This window comes from Halobacillus kuroshimensis DSM 18393 (genome assembly GCF_000425705.1).
GTDB classification, from domain to species: domain Bacteria; phylum Bacillota; class Bacilli; order Bacillales; family Halobacillaceae; genus Halobacillus; species Halobacillus kuroshimensis.
The window spans coordinates 53,339-66,973 of sequence record NZ_AUDY01000003.1 but is presented as its reverse complement, the minus strand read 5'-3'; the positions used below and the strand labels follow the sequence as shown (position 1 = coordinate 66,973).

Below are 13,635 nucleotides of genomic sequence, written 5' to 3'. Positions count from 1 at the left end.
GGGAGCTTTCTATGTCCGTCCTTCGGAAAACTTTTTGAAACCAAAGAAGGACGGATACGTAAATAAGCTGTAGACATAGAAAGGAGTTCTGACTTTTATGATAGGAATGCTGATTACAGCTCTATTATCCTTTATTTTATTTTTCATCCTGACGTTCATCGTCTATTGGAAAAACCGTATGAGAAGAAAGAAGATTATGAGGACAGCCGCCGGCGTATTTATTTTCGGCTTTATCCTCATGTTCGCGATTGCCTATGCGTTCATGCCGACCATCACGATCCCGAATATGCTGATCTTGAACAGTATTGTCGCCATCCTGTTCGTGCCGCTTGTTTATGGCGGGGGCAAGGTGCCTGTACAGTATCAGACGATGCACCGCTCGTTATCGGGCGTCATTGTTCTTGTGACCGCTGTTTTAATTGTAGGTGTGTTCGTCTACAGCATTTTTGCCCTGCAGGACAGCCATGATTCGATCGCCAAATCGGAAGAGGCGGAGGCCCGTCCGTTGAATGAGGACAATACGCCGATTTCTGTTGCGCCTGAATCGGCTCGTAACAAAGTGCAGAAAGCAATGAGTGTCGTCCCGAACACGCAGTTCTATGACCTTGGAAAACTTCAGGCCCAGCAGGTGGACGGTGATATCGTTTATGTTGCTCCTGTGGAATTCTCAAGCTTTTGGCGTTATGTGCGTGGAAATGAGACGGAAGGATATTTCACGATCGCAGCGACGAACATTAACGCCCAGCCTGAGTTCGTCCAAAGCAAAATGAAGTATACCAACTCGAGTTACTTCAACCATAACGTCCAGCGTGTCGTTTACAGTGCCCACCCGGACCACATTCAAAGCGGGGAAGCTCAGATTGAAGTGGATGATGAAGGGAAGCCGTGGTACGTACAGACAATCTACAAACCGTTGTTCTTTTCCAATCGGCCGGACATGCAGGAAATCAAAGTGGCGGTTGTAGACCCGGTGACCGGCGATGTGGAAACCTATCCGGCTTCAGAAGCGCCGGAATTTGTTGAAGGATCGGTCAGCTCTGAACTGGCTGCTACAGAGAATGAGTACTTCGGTAAGTACATCAACGGATGGTTGAACTCCATTTTTGGTAAAAAAGATGTGAAAATCCCGAATGAATCCGGAACAGAGAGCAGTGTGACCCCGATATTTGATGAGAACGGGGCCATGTACTACTTTACGGATATGGCTTCACCGAAAGAAAATATCGACTCAGCCCTTGGCTATACATTGATTGATGCCCGTACTGGTGAACTGACGTATTACAACGGCCAGCAGAACCAGGGGATCATGGACAGTAAAGGGGCGGTGCAGATCGTTAACAAGCAGTACCCGGAGAAAAACTGGACCGGAACGATGCCGGTGCTTTATAACGTGGATGGGCACCCGACGTGGATTGTGAACGTTCTGGATCCGAACGGGCTCTTTAAGCAGTACGCCTACATTAAGGCTGCAGATTCTGATTTTGCTGTCTTCGGGGATACGGCTAAGCAGACGCTGAACGCCTACCGTCTCCAGATTGCCCAGGACCCAAGCAATGTGGAAGGCAGTCAGGAAGTCGACCTCACGGAGAAGAGCGGCGTCATCAAACGTGTACTCGTAACCTCCACTGAATCCAGACAGTCCGTGCAGTTCCTCCTTGAAGGGGATACGACCATTTATACCGTTACGACCAGCAAGGCTCCGTTATCGATCTTCCTGAAAGAAGGAGATCAGGTGGATCTTGAAGCGCGTATCCGGGAAAATGGAACCGGTACGGTGGAAACAATGCAGATTGAAGGCATCAGCAATTAAGAAGGCAGCAGGGGTTTGCCCCCTGCTGTTTTTTCTTTATGATAAGATAGAAAACATAGAAAAAATGAGGAGGAATTTTTATGTCTGAAAAAACGTTTGCCACCGCCATCAACTGTATGGATGGAAGAGTACAGCTTCCGGTTATTTACTGGATGCAGAAAAAATACGATACAGCCTACATCGATATGATTACAGAAGCCGGCCCGACGAAGTTCCTTTTGGAAGGATCAGAAGAGCAGCTGGATGCTGTGAAAACAAAAATCAACATCTCCACCGATAATCATGGATCCAATGTCGTCGCTGTTGTCGGCCACCATAACTGTGCCGGAAACCCAGTGGATCGTGAAGTGAAGGAAGGACAGATCAAGCAGTCCGTCGACCTTGTGAAGTCCTGGGACTTTGGTGTAGAAGTCATCGGTCTGTATGTGAATGATCAATGGGAAGTGGAAGTCGTCGTAGAATAGAGGATTTTCCTCCCCAGCATCGAATGTATACCGTATAACGGGTGACCCGCCGGCGGTTATGCATTTGATACGGTAAGGAGTGGGGAAATGGAGCAGGCGAATGGATTTGACTTCGTTGACAGGGCGCACGATCCGATTTTTCTGGAATTAAGGAAATTGACAGAGGGTTGTCCAACCGTCACCATCGCTTCCTACACCGTCACGCTGAATGCTTTTTCACTCTTTGAGATTGAAAGCATCGGCATCCATGACTGTGTAAGTACCTTGGAGCAATGCTATCGCTACTTATGTACACACACAGCGGAATGACTGGGAAAAGGCGTCTCACAAGGAGACGCCTCAGGCTGTAGAAAAATCCGTGTTATCCAGTTAGAGTTGTCCGTATGTCATGTTGAGAGGGCGCGTTCTGCTTATCGGTGGATGCCTGCCGCGGGCACGGCCTCAGCTAACTTGGTCAAGAAAACCATTTGACCAAGTGGATCTTCGGCTCGCGCTGTTCCCGCAGGCGTCACCACCGAACGCTCCACGTGCCGATACCTGTGGGAAGACAGCTTTATCCTATGATAAAAGAGAACATTGAGCATAGCTGCTTTGCCGTTTCAAAAGGACAGTACAGGCTGCGTTACGGCCGCCTGCGTGGGAAAAATTCTATCCATGACCAAGTATGGATGACCACTCCTTTGGAGTCACTAGAAAAAAGGTTTCTCCACAGAAAAAGGTGTCTCACAAGGAGACGCCTTTTTCTGTGGAGAGATTTGAGTCCCGGCGCATTGTCCTATACAATAGATGCAGAAAATGAACGTGAAAAGGAGTTCGTTATGAAGAGATATATCATCGTAGGAGCAGGTATTTTAGGAGCCTCGACCGCTTACCATCTGGTCAAAGAAGGGGCGGACGTCACTATCGTGGACCGGAAGGATGAGGGCCAGGCCACAGAAGCCGCCGCAGGCATTGTTTGTCCGTGGCTCGCACAGCGCCGGAATCAACGGTGGTATCGTCTCGTCAAAGGCGGCGCAAGGTATTATCCTGAGTTGATCCAGCAGCTGGAAGCGGATGGCGAGCACGAGACCGGTTATAAAAAAGTGGGAGCGGTCAGCCTGCACAATAACCCGGAAAAACTGGAGAAGACCATTGAACGAGCGGAAAAACGGAGGGAGGATGCTCCGGAAATCGGTGAAATCACACGACTTTCCCCGGAAGAAACACGCACTTATTTCCCTTTGTTATCAGAGGAAAGCTATGAAGCGGTTCATGTCAGTGGGGCGGCCCGTGTCAACGGCCGCGCGCTCCGTGACGCTTTAATCCGAGCTTCAAAAAAGCGTGGAGCCGTCATGATGCATGGGGATGCCTCACTCACTTTTGAAGGGGATACAGTGACAGGCGTGGAAGTGGACGGACGGAAGCTGGAAGCAGATGAAGTGATCGTTACCGCAGGCGCCTGGGCGAAGCCGTTGTTCCAGCCGCTCGGGATCCAGTTCCTTTCCCGTCCTCAGAAGGCACAGATTGTCCATTTGGATGTAGAAGGAACGGAAACTGCGGACTGGCCGGTGGTTATGCCGCCGAACAACCAATATATGCTGTCTTTCGGTGGCGGGCGCATGGTCGTTGGCGCGACGCACGAAACAGATGCCGGATTCGATCAGCGTCAGACAGCCGGAGGCCTTCACTATATTTTAGATAAGGCCCTTGAGGTGGCTCCTGGTCTTCAAGACAGTACTTTTGTGGAAAGCCGTGTCGGGTTCCGGCCGTTTACACCGGGTTCCCTGCCGGTGTTTGGCCGGATTCCTGGATGGAACGGCGTGCTGACGGCCAACGGACTTGGGGCTTCCGGTCTTACCTCGGGTCCTTACCTTGGCGCTGAGCTTGCCCGGATGGCCCTTGGACGGGATACAGAATTGGATGCAGAAGAATACAGCGTGGCAGAAGCTCTGGAAGAAGAGTAAAAGACCGTGTTATTCAGTTAAAGTTGTCCGTATGTCGAGTTGATGGACATCACAGAACGCTTCTCATGCCGACACCGGCTATAGTTGGGCGCTATGATAAAAGAGAACGTTGAGCACAGTTTCGTATACTCAATAGAACAGTATAGTGTTGTGTGTGAGCGGTCATGTTTGTGAACAAACGCTGTTGACAGCTCTGGAGGCACTGGACAAAAACGAACTTTCTATACAAGCTGAAAAAAAGACAGGGAACTATGAGGTTCCCTGTCTTTTTTATCCTTCCTGCTTGTCCGGATAGTCGCAGTATTCAATGATGGTGCCGTCTGTGTCGGCGGGATTCAAATAAATGAGCCGTCTTCCATGTTTGTTTGTTCTCCGGGACCACTCCAGGGTGCGTATCCCTTGAGCATGAACCTCTTCAATGGCATCATCCAGGTTCTCCACTTCGTAGGCTACGTGGTGGACGCCTTTGCCTTTCTGCTTAATGAAGCGGGCGATCGGCGAGGTGGTGTTATTCGTCGGCATCAGCAGTTCAGTGCGGCTGCCGTGCACATCCATCACAGCAATTTCACTTTCCACGCCTTCGGCTTCATTTCGATAGCGGTCGATCAAGGTTCCGCCTAAAACCTCTGTGTAAAATGTAATGCTTTCTTCAATAAGGCGTACGGCAACGCCTATATGGTCGAGTCTTTTTTCCAACATGGATTCTCCTTTACAATCTGCGTGCGTTAATTGTAGCACAGCTGCGGATGTGCGACAGGCATCTGCCCTTTTTATCCGTTGTCCACTAAAACGTACAAGCTGATTCGGAAAATATACATACTGTAGAGCAGGAGGTGAAAGTTCATGCCTGCCTGGATTAGTCACAGTATGAAAGTTCTGCTTTCCATCCTGCTGTTTATCTTTTCTACAGCCGTGCTGACAGCGGGACTCCTTTTCGCCTTTCTTACAGGATGGACATTCCTGAAGGGGGTGGGAGCGGCAGCGCTCCTCGTGTTCTGGCTTATCACTTTCGGGGTTCTCTCCCGCCGGCTGTACCATTACTTGTTTCATCCACCGGGGGAGGACCAATAAGAAAAAAGCTTGTAGAAAAACTCGGTGTTTTTCTACAAGCTTTTTCCTTGTCTCCACGAGCCTTTTTGGACAGCTGAAGTGGGACCCTGAATCAGGGTCCCACTTTTTCTTACTGGTTTAACTGTTTTACGACTTCTTTGGCTGCGGCTTCTGTGGATTGAGGGTTCTGTCCGGTAATCAAGCGGCCGTCTACTTCTACATGCTCTGCCCAGTTGGCCCCATTACGGACGTGTGCACCAAGTTCGCTCAGGCGGCTCTCCAATAGGAACGGCATATGCTTATCAAGGCCTGTTTCTGCTTCTTCTGCGTCTGTAAAAGCACTGACACGTTTCCCTTTTACGAGCGGGTCGTCGTTGGACAACGTCGCGCCGACAAAGCCTGCAGGGCCGTGGCAGACCGCAGATACGACTTTTCCATCTTCATAAAATCCTCGAAGCAGTTTCTGCAGTTTTTCGTTATCTGGAAAATCAAACATCGTTCCGTGTCCGCCTGGAAGGAAGATGGCATCGTAATCGTCCGCCTCCACGTCGACCAGCGGCGTCGTATTTTCTAAGTGAGGTTTGGTATCCAGGATTTCCTGTGGTTCGTCGTCGCTGACACTGTTCGGATCGATCGGAATCCCGCCGCCATTTGGACTGGCGACTGTGATGTGGTAGCCATGCTTATTGAATTCATTATAGGCTTCTCCGAATTCAGACAGCCAAAGACCTGTGGACTGTTCTTCCGTAATCGTATCGTGGTTCGTGACGACCATTAGGATGTTTTTAGACATAAACGATTGTTCCTCCTTTATCGGTTCTATAGTAGAAATTCCCGGCATGGGGGTGGAGTAAACGTCTCCCTCCATTGACAAAAGGAGGAGAGGGACATACGATGAATTTACATTTCTCTTCACTATGATAAAGGAGGAAACAGGATGGCTGACGGAAAGGAACAAACGATAAAAGGAGAGGACCAGGGCCCCCTGGATGAGGAGACGTTATTCGTTGTTTCCCAGACGTTCAAAGCATTGGCCGATCCAACGAGAATCCGTATCCTGCATTTGTTGTGCGAGAAGGAGATGTCCGTCAACGAAATTGCCGATCATCTGAACTTAAGACAGTCCACCGTGTCTCATCAGCTCCGTTTTTTGAAAAATTTAAGGCTGGTCAAGTACAGAAGAGCGGGAACGACGATTTTTTATTCCAACGATGATGACCATGTCATTGACCTCCTGCAGCAGACGATTAACCATGCCAGACATAATTGAAAATACAAAATTGTATGAAAATGGAAGGTTTCTCCTGCAAACGATTCAGTTTCCCTCCCTTACAGCAGAAAGGTTTCAATGTGTCTGAAGAACGGGTAAAGTACGTAGTAAGGTATGTACCCCACGAGCGGTAAATAGTGGGTCAGTTTCCGTTAATCGCACGGAGGAACCGTACATAGTTCACCTGTAAAAAGACGACGATAAAGTTATATAAAGAGTGAGGAAAATGAACATGAATCTTTCATTTGATCAAATCCCCCAATTGAATATAGAGGCCCTTTACGGCCCATCTGAGCAAACGGTTTCCTCCCTCGCCTTCCATTCCGGACGTATACAGCCGGGTGCCGCTTTTTTCTGTTTGAAAGGAGAAACCTTCGACGGCCATGCGTATGTCGAGGAGGCGATTGCCGGCGGGGCCAATGTCATTATCGGGCATGAGGATGAACTGTTCCGGCGTATGAGTGAGGTCTATACCCGGACAACGTTTATTGTCACAGCGCATGTACGATCGGCCATGGCCCGTTTCTCGAAGTATTTTTATGAAGAAGCAGATGATGAGCTGAAAACGATTGGAGTCACTGGTACGAACGGCAAAACGACCGTAGCTGCCTACGTACGGTCGCTGCTTACGCTTCTTGAACTTCCGGCAGGATCGATTGGAACGACAGGAATATGGACATCCAGCAGCAAGCTCTCCTATAAAAAAAGTACGCCGACCACACCGGAATCAATGGATCTGCATCATATATTCCGTGACCTGCGTACCCATGGAGATGAAGCAGCCGTAATGGAAGTATCGTCCATCGCCCTGGATCAATCCCGTGTGGAAGGGATTCAGTTTGATGTGGCGATCCACACCAACTTTTCTGAGGAGCATTTGGAATATCACCATACCATCGACCACTACAGGGAGTGTAAAATGCGTCTCTTCAAACAGGCCGATCACCGCGTCGTGAATATCGATGATGACGGTATGGCCGCTGAACTTCTCGCTATGGGAAGGGAAGGGCTGCTGACGTACAGTATAGAAGGCCGTCCAGAGGCTGATATCAGAGCAGAAGACATTGAGGTGACAGAGGAGGGCTCCACCTTCACACTACAGGTGTACGGCCGGTCGGAAAGCGTACAGGTGCCTGTGTACGGCACCTATAACGTCGCGAATGTTCTGTCTGCCATCGGGACAGCTCTTCACCTTGGATTCACCATCGATCATATTCTCTCCGTACTCCCGGCCATGCAGGGACCGGAAGGCCGTTTCCAAGTCATCGATACTCCAATGAATCAGAAGGTGATTCTTGATTACGCCCATACGCCTGTAGCTTTAAACCGTCTTCTGGAAGAAGTGAAAAAGCTGCAGCACCGCCGTTTAATTGTCATGATTGCCGGGATCGGCATTCGTGATTTCAATAAAATGCCGAAGATGGCAGCGGCGATTGAAGGCCGGGCCGACGAGATCATCGTAACGGTCGACCATCCCGGCTACCACGATCCGCAGATCATCGTTGATCAAGTCTGTACAGGATTTTCCCATCCGGAATCTCCACATGTCCACCAGACCCGCACGCGGGAGGAAGGCGTTCTGCGTTCCCTCGAGCTCGGAGCAGAAGGCGATATTATTCTTCTGACCAGCGGGTGCATCAATAATGCGCAGATGGTTAAGGGAGAGGAAATCCCCCATTCAGACGAGGCGATTATAGAAAGCTTTTATGCCGGAGTGGCTCAATAAAAACATCCAGTTCCCAAAAGGGACTGGATGTTTTTTTAATCAAACGTTTGTTCAACCAGTTCTGCGTACTCTGGAAAAAAGGGAGGAGCGTCCTGTTTGGAGAGACCATTGTACATAGCTGAAGCCACCGATTGATAATACCATTTCTGCTGGGAGTATCCCGCGTTGAAGTTATCCCACACTTTTTCCCCGAGACGCAGCTGGTCCGTATGGATGGAAAGGAGGTTATCGAGCTTGTCGGCCACAATCAGGGCCTTGATATCAAGAGTTCCGTTCCTGACGGTGTCAATGGTGTGCTGTTTGCGCTGCTTCCAGGGAAGTCGTTTGTTCTCCGTATGCGCCGCCACGAGCTCTGTCACCTGATTACCAAACTGCTTCCGGATATCCTCTATTGTCACCTCTGTATCTTCTACGACATCATGCAGCCACCCTGCACAAATGAGTGCGGCAGAACCTCCTCCAGCCCTGAGAATCTCACTCACTCTCCGTGGATGAACGATGTATGGATCTGATGAGTTTTTTCGCTTCTGTCCGTCATGGGCCTTGACTGCCAGTTGTTCCGCCTGTTCAATCATGCTTTTCCTCCTTTTCCTTTGATCATAACAGAAGATCAAGGGCAGAATCATTGCAAAAACTGTCCAAGGTTGATTAAATAAGAATGGATATTATATAATTAGAAGGTTTAATCAACAGGTTGAAGGGGATGCTTTGTTAATGGAACTGATTGAAGTACAAGGACGACCACCTGAGAATCAAGAGCCCGTTGTTTTAATTATCGGGAAGATGGACGGCGTACACCTGGGGCATCAGTCGCTTCTTAAGGAAGCAGAGAAGCTGGCCCGTCCGGAAGATAAGGTTGCGGTTTATGGCTTTTCTGATCATCCCAAGTGGGTGCTGCGCGGCGAGGAATCCTTTAAGTATGGGTTGTCTACACTTGAAGATAAACTGGCCCGTCTGGAACGGTTCGGGGTAGATCGTTACTATCACGTCCATTTTACAAAAGAATATGCAAAAACATCTCCTGATGAATTTGTACTGGAGCATTTAAACCGCATGAATATCCAGCATGTGATTGTAGGAGAAGACTTCCGATTCGGGAAAGGCCGAGGCTCTGATGCGGAAGGACTGGCAGAGCTGTGCAGGGAAATCGGAGCCGGGGTATCGATTGTACCCGGTGTGATGCTTCATGATTCTAAAGTGAGCAGTACCGATATCAGGACGCATGTATCCAACGGAAGGATGGAAGCGGCCCAGGCGATGCTCGGGCGCCCTTATGAAGTCACAGGTTTCGTTGAAAAAGGGGAGCAGCTTGGACGCACGCTCGGTTATCCGACACTGAATGTCGGAGGAATCGATGACTACATCAAAGCTAAGCCAGGCGTCTACCTTGGTCTTGTGAAGCTTGTACAGGATTCTCCTGAATACTATTACACATTAATCAGTGCCGGTTACCGCCCGACGGTAAACGGTGATTCTTATAAAGTCGAAGCTTACCTTCTGGATTTCTCCGGCGATCTCTACGACAGAAAAGTGACCGTTCAGTTTTTACGGCATCTGAGAGACGAGGAGAATTTTGACGGGGTCGATGCCCTTGTCACACAGATGCAGAAGGATGAGCAGAAGGCCCGTCGAATTTTAGGCTTACCTGAATAATACACCTTAGAAAGGAGTACACCTGATGGGAATCGTTGTTGTTGAAGTATGTGACGGCAACTTGATCAATGAACTGGACATCGAGAGCATCATTGAATCCGAATATCCAGAAGTCGCTGTACTCATGAACGAATGTTTATCGTTCTGCGGCATGTGTGCCGTCCGCCCGTATGCCATTGTCAATAATCAGCGCGTTTTCGCAAAAACACCTGAAGACGCCCTGGAGAAAATCCGTACGAAGATTGAAGAAGAGCTGGCCATTTACGCTGAATAAGGCAGGAGAGAGTCATGAGTTTTTTTGATTCGTTGAAGAATAGTCTGCGCCTTCCAAAAAAAGAGGCGATGTTCCATTTGAATAGAAAAGGCATTACACAGACGATCGGTTATTTGTTTGTTCTTCTGCTTGCTTTGTTCCTGCCGGATATGGTTTTTTCGATTATGTATCTGGAGACGAGCGTTACAGAAGTATCCAGAGGAATGTACATCGTGCAGTTCCTCGTCTTTTATCCGCTGCTGATTGTCTTTTTAATCCTTGTCGGGGTTTCCATATTGGCTGGAGGAGCGCTCCTGCTTTGTAAAGCCCTTGAGAGGAAACTGAGCTACCAGCTGCTGTGGAAGCTGACCGCTTATGCTGCCACACTGCCGTTGATTCTCAGTGTCGTGCTGAAATATGCAGCGGTGCCGAACGTGATCAGTGCTCTTATTTTTTTCATTCTTTTCGTCTTTTATATGTACCGGATGATCATCATCTATCCAAAAGCACCTGTCCGTTCTTAGGACCGGTGCTTTTTTATGTTGCTTTTTTTAAATGAATTATTTAGAATGTTCATAATTTAACAGGATGGAGGTTCTTCGAATGGGAGCACTCGTATTTCAATCGGATTTCGGACTCGGAGATGGTGCAGTGAGTGCCATGCACGGGGTGGCACATGGAGTGGATGACTCGTTGAACATCTTTGATTTGACCCATGACATCCCACCATTTCATATATGGGACGGCTCATACCGGCTGTGGCAGACGATGGGGTATTGGAGAACAGGGACGGTCTTTGTGTCTGTCGTAGATCCTGGTGTCGGGTCTGCTCGAAGAAGCATCGGGGTCCGGACCGGATCCGGCCGGTACGTCATTACACCGGACAACGGTACGTTGACGCATATAACGGCGGCCGAAGGAATCGTGGAGGTAAGGGAGATTGACGAGCGGGTCAACCGTCTTCCGCGCTCCGGCGAATCATTTACGTTCCATGGCCGGGACATTTACGCCTATACAGGAGCAAGACTGGCTTCCGGAGTGATTTCTTTTGAGGAGATCGGTCCCCCTCTTGATCCAGCGGAACTTGTGAATCTCCCGGTGAAAGAGCCTGTGCTTCAACCTGGGTCTGTATCGGGGATCCTGGATATCCTTGATGTCCGGTTTGGAAATGTATGGACCAACATTCCTCGTCGGTTGTTCCTTCAGACAGGTGTCGATTACGGCAGTCAACTGGACGTGCAGATCACTCACAATGGCCAGGAGGTTTATCACAATACGGTGACGTTCGGCCGTTCTTTCGCAGCAACGCACATCGGAGAGCCGCTCCTTTATGTGAATTCACTGGATCATATGGCCGTCGCCATTAACCAAGGGTCCTTTTCCAAGGCGTATGGTATTCGGACGGGATCGAATTGGGAAATACAATTGAAAAAGCTGTGAGCAGATTAGAAGCCCACATGAAAGCGTTATGATACACTACAATTTGAAATCCCTAAGCAGAAAAGGAGAATGACAATGAAGACGGTTACGCTACATAGCCAGATTGAAATGCCTCAGCTCGGTTTCGGTGTTTGGCAGGTAGAAGAAAATGAAGCAGTGCCTGCGGTAACAAAAGCTATTGAAACGGGGTATCGTTCTATTGATACAGCGGCCATTTACGGCAACGAAAAGCAGGTCGGGGAAGCCATCCGCCAGAGTTTCGTTGCGCGCGATGAATTGTTCATAACGACAAAAGTATGGAATACAGACCAAGGGTACGACAATACCTTGAAAGCTTTTGAAACTTCTCTTGATAAGCTTGGACTCGACTATGTGGACCTTTATTTGATCCACTGGCCGACACCGGAATTCGATGAGTACGTTGAAACTTATAAAGCACTTGAAAAACTGTATAAAGACGGTAAAGTAAAAGCCATCGGAGTCTGTAACTTCGACATCGATCACCTGCAGCGTCTATTGGATGAATGCGATGTGAAGCCTGCAGTCAACCAGGTGGAATGCCATCCATATCTTGCGCAGAATGAGCTGAAGGATTTCTGCCGTGATAATGGTATCCTCCTGGAAGCATGGAGCCCTCTCATGCAGGGGGGAGAAGTTCTGAAAAACGAAGATGTTCAGTCCATTGCCAAAAAGCATGGGAAAACACCAGCGCAGGTTATCATCCGCTGGCACCTGCAGAACGATACGGTTGTCATTCCGAAATCCGTGACACCATCCCGCATCGAAGAGAACTTTGATGTGTTTGACTTTGAATTGACGGCCGACGATATGGCTGCCATCAACAAATTGGACCGTGGAGAGCGTAAAGGTCCGAAACCATCGGAAATGAATGTAAGATAATAATGAGAATGGGACGGCCGGACGATGGCCGTCCTTTTTATTGGAAAAAAACATACCGGACAGTGGAATCCATTATTAACCTTTTCCATTATGGGGAAGATAGAACTATACCATTTTGTGAGAAGGAGTATGTTTATGATCATCCGCTTCGGCTATGTATCTCACGCTCTATCGCTGTGGGAAGCCGCGCCTGCAAAAACGATGACCTTCGCCCGCTATCAGAAACTCGGGCGGGAAGAAGCGTTGAAACAGCTTCATACTATTGCAGAAATGAACCTGCGCCGTACGATCCGGATTCTCCACTATAATGTGGCCCGGCAGATCCACCTATACCGGATGTCTTCCTCCTTAATTCCACTTGCCACCCATGATGATGTGGAGTGGGACTATATTACACCCTTTGAGTATTTGTTCAGGGAAATCGGGGATATTGTCAGAAGGCACCGGATGAGAACAAGCTTCCACCCCAACCAGTTTACATTGTTTACAAGTGACCGTCCGGAAGTCACGGTCAATGCCGTCAAGGATATGACGTACCATTACGCGATGCTTGAAGCGATGGGACTGCATGAGGAAGCCCATATCAACCTTCACGTGGGCGGAGCCTACGGAAATAAAGCCAAAGCACTCGGGCGTTTTCACGAGAATATCAAACAACTGCCGGATCCAGTCAAACAGCAGATGACGCTTGAAAATGATGATAAAACCTACACAACATCGGAAACGCTTGACGTGTGCGAAAAGCACAACATTCCAATGATGTTCGATTATCATCACTATAAGGCGAATCATACAGATGAAGAATCATTGAAGGACCTTCTTCCCCGCTTTTTCCGGACGTGGGAAGGCATGCATGTGCCTCCGAAAATCCACATCTCCTCCCCGAAATCGGAGAATGCTTTCCGAAGCCATTCCGATTATGTGGACGCTGATTTTATCCAGCCGCTTCTGAAGGAATTGAAAGCATTGAACCAGCCGGTCGATTTTATGATTGAAGCGAAAGGAAAAGATCTTGCTCTCATGAAGCTGGTGGAGGACATGGCTGCTGTCAGAGGTGTGAAAAGGATAGAGGAGGCCGTGCTTGATCTATAAAACAGTCTTTTGAAAGCTGCTGCTATACGTTAAT

Annotated in this window: 16 protein-coding genes; 13 read left to right on the top strand and 3 right to left on the bottom strand. The window is 48.8% G+C overall.

Annotated features, from left to right (window positions below):
- The first annotated feature begins 97 nt into the window (after nucleotides 1-97).
- From H615_RS0100335 to H615_RS0100320, 4 genes are all read left to right on the top strand, one after another.
- Nucleotides 98-1,810 (top strand): DNA-binding protein, encoded by a 1,713-nt coding sequence (locus tag H615_RS0100335; protein ID WP_027953301.1) that lies wholly within the window; start codon nucleotides 98-100, stop codon nucleotides 1,808-1,810.
- Nucleotides 1,811-1,890: 80 nt separating this feature from the next.
- Nucleotides 1,891-2,274, top strand: a complete 384-nt coding sequence (locus H615_RS0100330) for a carbonic anhydrase (RefSeq protein WP_027953300.1) — start codon at nucleotides 1,891-1,893, stop codon at nucleotides 2,272-2,274.
- An 87-nt stretch (nucleotides 2,275-2,361) separates the two neighbouring features.
- A complete protein-coding gene (locus tag H615_RS0100325; RefSeq protein WP_027953299.1) occupies nucleotides 2,362-2,583 on the top strand; it encodes a hypothetical protein in 222 nt (73 codons plus the stop codon).
- 509 nt (nucleotides 2,584-3,092) lie between these two features.
- Entirely contained in the window at nucleotides 3,093-4,217 is a 1,125-nt protein-coding gene (locus tag H615_RS0100320) for an NAD(P)/FAD-dependent oxidoreductase (RefSeq protein ID WP_027953298.1), read from the top strand.
- A gap of 270 nt (nucleotides 4,218-4,487) precedes the next feature.
- Here the strand turns inward: H615_RS0100320 and H615_RS0100315 are convergent, their stop codons facing one another.
- Nucleotides 4,488-4,913: a VOC family protein gene (locus tag H615_RS0100315; RefSeq protein ID WP_027953297.1), complete on the bottom strand. Its 426-nt coding sequence runs from the start codon at nucleotides 4,911-4,913 to the stop codon at nucleotides 4,488-4,490.
- 147 nt (nucleotides 4,914-5,060) lie between these two features.
- Here H615_RS0100315 and H615_RS0100310 point away from each other — a divergent pair, with 147 nt between their 5' ends.
- Nucleotides 5,061-5,288: a hypothetical protein gene (locus tag H615_RS0100310; protein WP_027953296.1), complete on the top strand. Its 228-nt coding sequence runs from the start codon at nucleotides 5,061-5,063 to the stop codon at nucleotides 5,286-5,288.
- Between the two features lie 109 nt (nucleotides 5,289-5,397).
- On the opposite strand, the gene H615_RS0100305 is transcribed toward H615_RS0100310, so the two are convergent.
- Entirely contained in the window at nucleotides 5,398-6,060 is a 663-nt protein-coding gene (locus H615_RS0100305; RefSeq protein ID WP_027953295.1) for a type 1 glutamine amidotransferase domain-containing protein, read from the bottom strand.
- A gap of 144 nt (nucleotides 6,061-6,204) precedes the next feature.
- On the opposite strand from H615_RS0100305, the gene H615_RS0100300 reads away from it, so the two are divergent.
- Both H615_RS0100300 and H615_RS0100295 read left to right on the top strand, forming a co-directional pair.
- Nucleotides 6,205-6,537, top strand: a complete 333-nt coding sequence (locus tag H615_RS0100300) for an ArsR/SmtB family transcription factor (protein WP_051254542.1) — start codon at nucleotides 6,205-6,207, stop codon at nucleotides 6,535-6,537.
- 232 nt (nucleotides 6,538-6,769) lie between these two features.
- Entirely contained in the window at nucleotides 6,770-8,263 is a 1,494-nt protein-coding gene (locus H615_RS0100295; protein ID WP_027953293.1) for a UDP-N-acetylmuramoyl-L-alanyl-D-glutamate--2,6-diaminopimelate ligase, read from the top strand.
- A 35-nt stretch (nucleotides 8,264-8,298) separates the two neighbouring features.
- Here the strand turns inward: H615_RS0100295 and H615_RS0100290 are convergent, their stop codons facing one another.
- The gene (locus H615_RS0100290; RefSeq protein ID WP_027953292.1) at nucleotides 8,299-8,838 is read right to left on the bottom strand and encodes an HD domain-containing protein; all 540 of its coding nucleotides are present in this window, start codon (nucleotides 8,836-8,838) and stop codon (nucleotides 8,299-8,301) included.
- A 139-nt stretch (nucleotides 8,839-8,977) separates the two neighbouring features.
- On the opposite strand from H615_RS0100290, the gene H615_RS0100285 reads away from it, so the two are divergent.
- From H615_RS0100285 to uvsE, 6 genes are all read left to right on the top strand, one after another.
- The gene (locus tag H615_RS0100285) at nucleotides 8,978-9,916 is read left to right on the top strand and encodes a bifunctional riboflavin kinase/FAD synthetase (RefSeq protein WP_027953291.1); all 939 of its coding nucleotides are present in this window, start codon (nucleotides 8,978-8,980) and stop codon (nucleotides 9,914-9,916) included.
- 25 nt (nucleotides 9,917-9,941) lie between these two features.
- Nucleotides 9,942-10,190, top strand: a complete 249-nt coding sequence (locus H615_RS0100280; RefSeq protein ID WP_027953290.1) for a YuzB family protein — start codon at nucleotides 9,942-9,944, stop codon at nucleotides 10,188-10,190.
- Between the two features lie 14 nt (nucleotides 10,191-10,204).
- Nucleotides 10,205-10,693, top strand: a complete 489-nt coding sequence (locus tag H615_RS0100275) for a DUF1189 family protein (protein WP_027953289.1) — start codon at nucleotides 10,205-10,207, stop codon at nucleotides 10,691-10,693.
- A gap of 79 nt (nucleotides 10,694-10,772) precedes the next feature.
- On the top strand, nucleotides 10,773-11,609 hold the full coding sequence (locus tag H615_RS0100270) for an SAM hydrolase/SAM-dependent halogenase family protein (RefSeq protein ID WP_035531012.1): 837 nt from the start codon (nucleotides 10,773-10,775) through the stop codon (nucleotides 11,607-11,609).
- Between the two features lie 75 nt (nucleotides 11,610-11,684).
- Nucleotides 11,685-12,509: an aldo/keto reductase gene (locus H615_RS0100265; RefSeq protein ID WP_027953287.1), complete on the top strand. Its 825-nt coding sequence runs from the start codon at nucleotides 11,685-11,687 to the stop codon at nucleotides 12,507-12,509.
- A gap of 135 nt (nucleotides 12,510-12,644) precedes the next feature.
- Nucleotides 12,645-13,601, top strand: coding sequence for a UV DNA damage repair endonuclease UvsE (gene uvsE, locus H615_RS0100260; protein ID WP_027953286.1), 957 nt, complete (start codon nucleotides 12,645-12,647; stop codon nucleotides 13,599-13,601).
- The last annotated feature ends 34 nt before the right edge of the window (nucleotides 13,602-13,635 follow it).

Excerpts from the sequence above, each read along its gene's own strand:
- H615_RS0100335 (WP_027953301.1), top strand. The coding sequence starts at position 98 with ATGATAGGAATGCTGATTACAGCTCTATTATCCTTTATTTTATTTTTC.
- H615_RS0100330 (WP_027953300.1), top strand. The coding sequence starts at position 1,891 with ATGTCTGAAAAAACGTTTGCCACCGCCATCAACTGTATGGATGGAAGA.
- H615_RS0100325 (WP_027953299.1), top strand. The coding sequence starts at position 2,362 with ATGGAGCAGGCGAATGGATTTGACTTCGTTGACAGGGCGCACGATCCG.
- H615_RS0100320 (WP_027953298.1), top strand. The coding sequence starts at position 3,093 with ATGAAGAGATATATCATCGTAGGAGCAGGTATTTTAGGAGCCTCGACC.
- H615_RS0100310 (WP_027953296.1), top strand. The coding sequence starts at position 5,061 with ATGCCTGCCTGGATTAGTCACAGTATGAAAGTTCTGCTTTCCATCCTG.
- H615_RS0100305 (WP_027953295.1), bottom strand. The coding sequence starts at position 6,060 with ATGTCTAAAAACATCCTAATGGTCGTCACGAACCACGATACGATTACG.
- H615_RS0100300 (WP_051254542.1), top strand. The coding sequence starts at position 6,205 with ATGGCTGACGGAAAGGAACAAACGATAAAAGGAGAGGACCAGGGCCCC.
- H615_RS0100295 (WP_027953293.1), top strand. The coding sequence starts at position 6,770 with ATGAATCTTTCATTTGATCAAATCCCCCAATTGAATATAGAGGCCCTT.
- H615_RS0100290 (WP_027953292.1), bottom strand. The coding sequence starts at position 8,838 with ATGATTGAACAGGCGGAACAACTGGCAGTCAAGGCCCATGACGGACAG.
- H615_RS0100285 (WP_027953291.1), top strand. The coding sequence starts at position 8,978 with ATGGAACTGATTGAAGTACAAGGACGACCACCTGAGAATCAAGAGCCC.
- H615_RS0100280 (WP_027953290.1), top strand. The coding sequence starts at position 9,942 with ATGGGAATCGTTGTTGTTGAAGTATGTGACGGCAACTTGATCAATGAA.
- H615_RS0100275 (WP_027953289.1), top strand. The coding sequence starts at position 10,205 with ATGAGTTTTTTTGATTCGTTGAAGAATAGTCTGCGCCTTCCAAAAAAA.
- H615_RS0100270 (WP_035531012.1), top strand. The coding sequence starts at position 10,773 with ATGGGAGCACTCGTATTTCAATCGGATTTCGGACTCGGAGATGGTGCA.
- H615_RS0100265 (WP_027953287.1), top strand. The coding sequence starts at position 11,685 with ATGAAGACGGTTACGCTACATAGCCAGATTGAAATGCCTCAGCTCGGT.
- uvsE (WP_027953286.1), top strand. The coding sequence starts at position 12,645 with ATGATCATCCGCTTCGGCTATGTATCTCACGCTCTATCGCTGTGGGAA.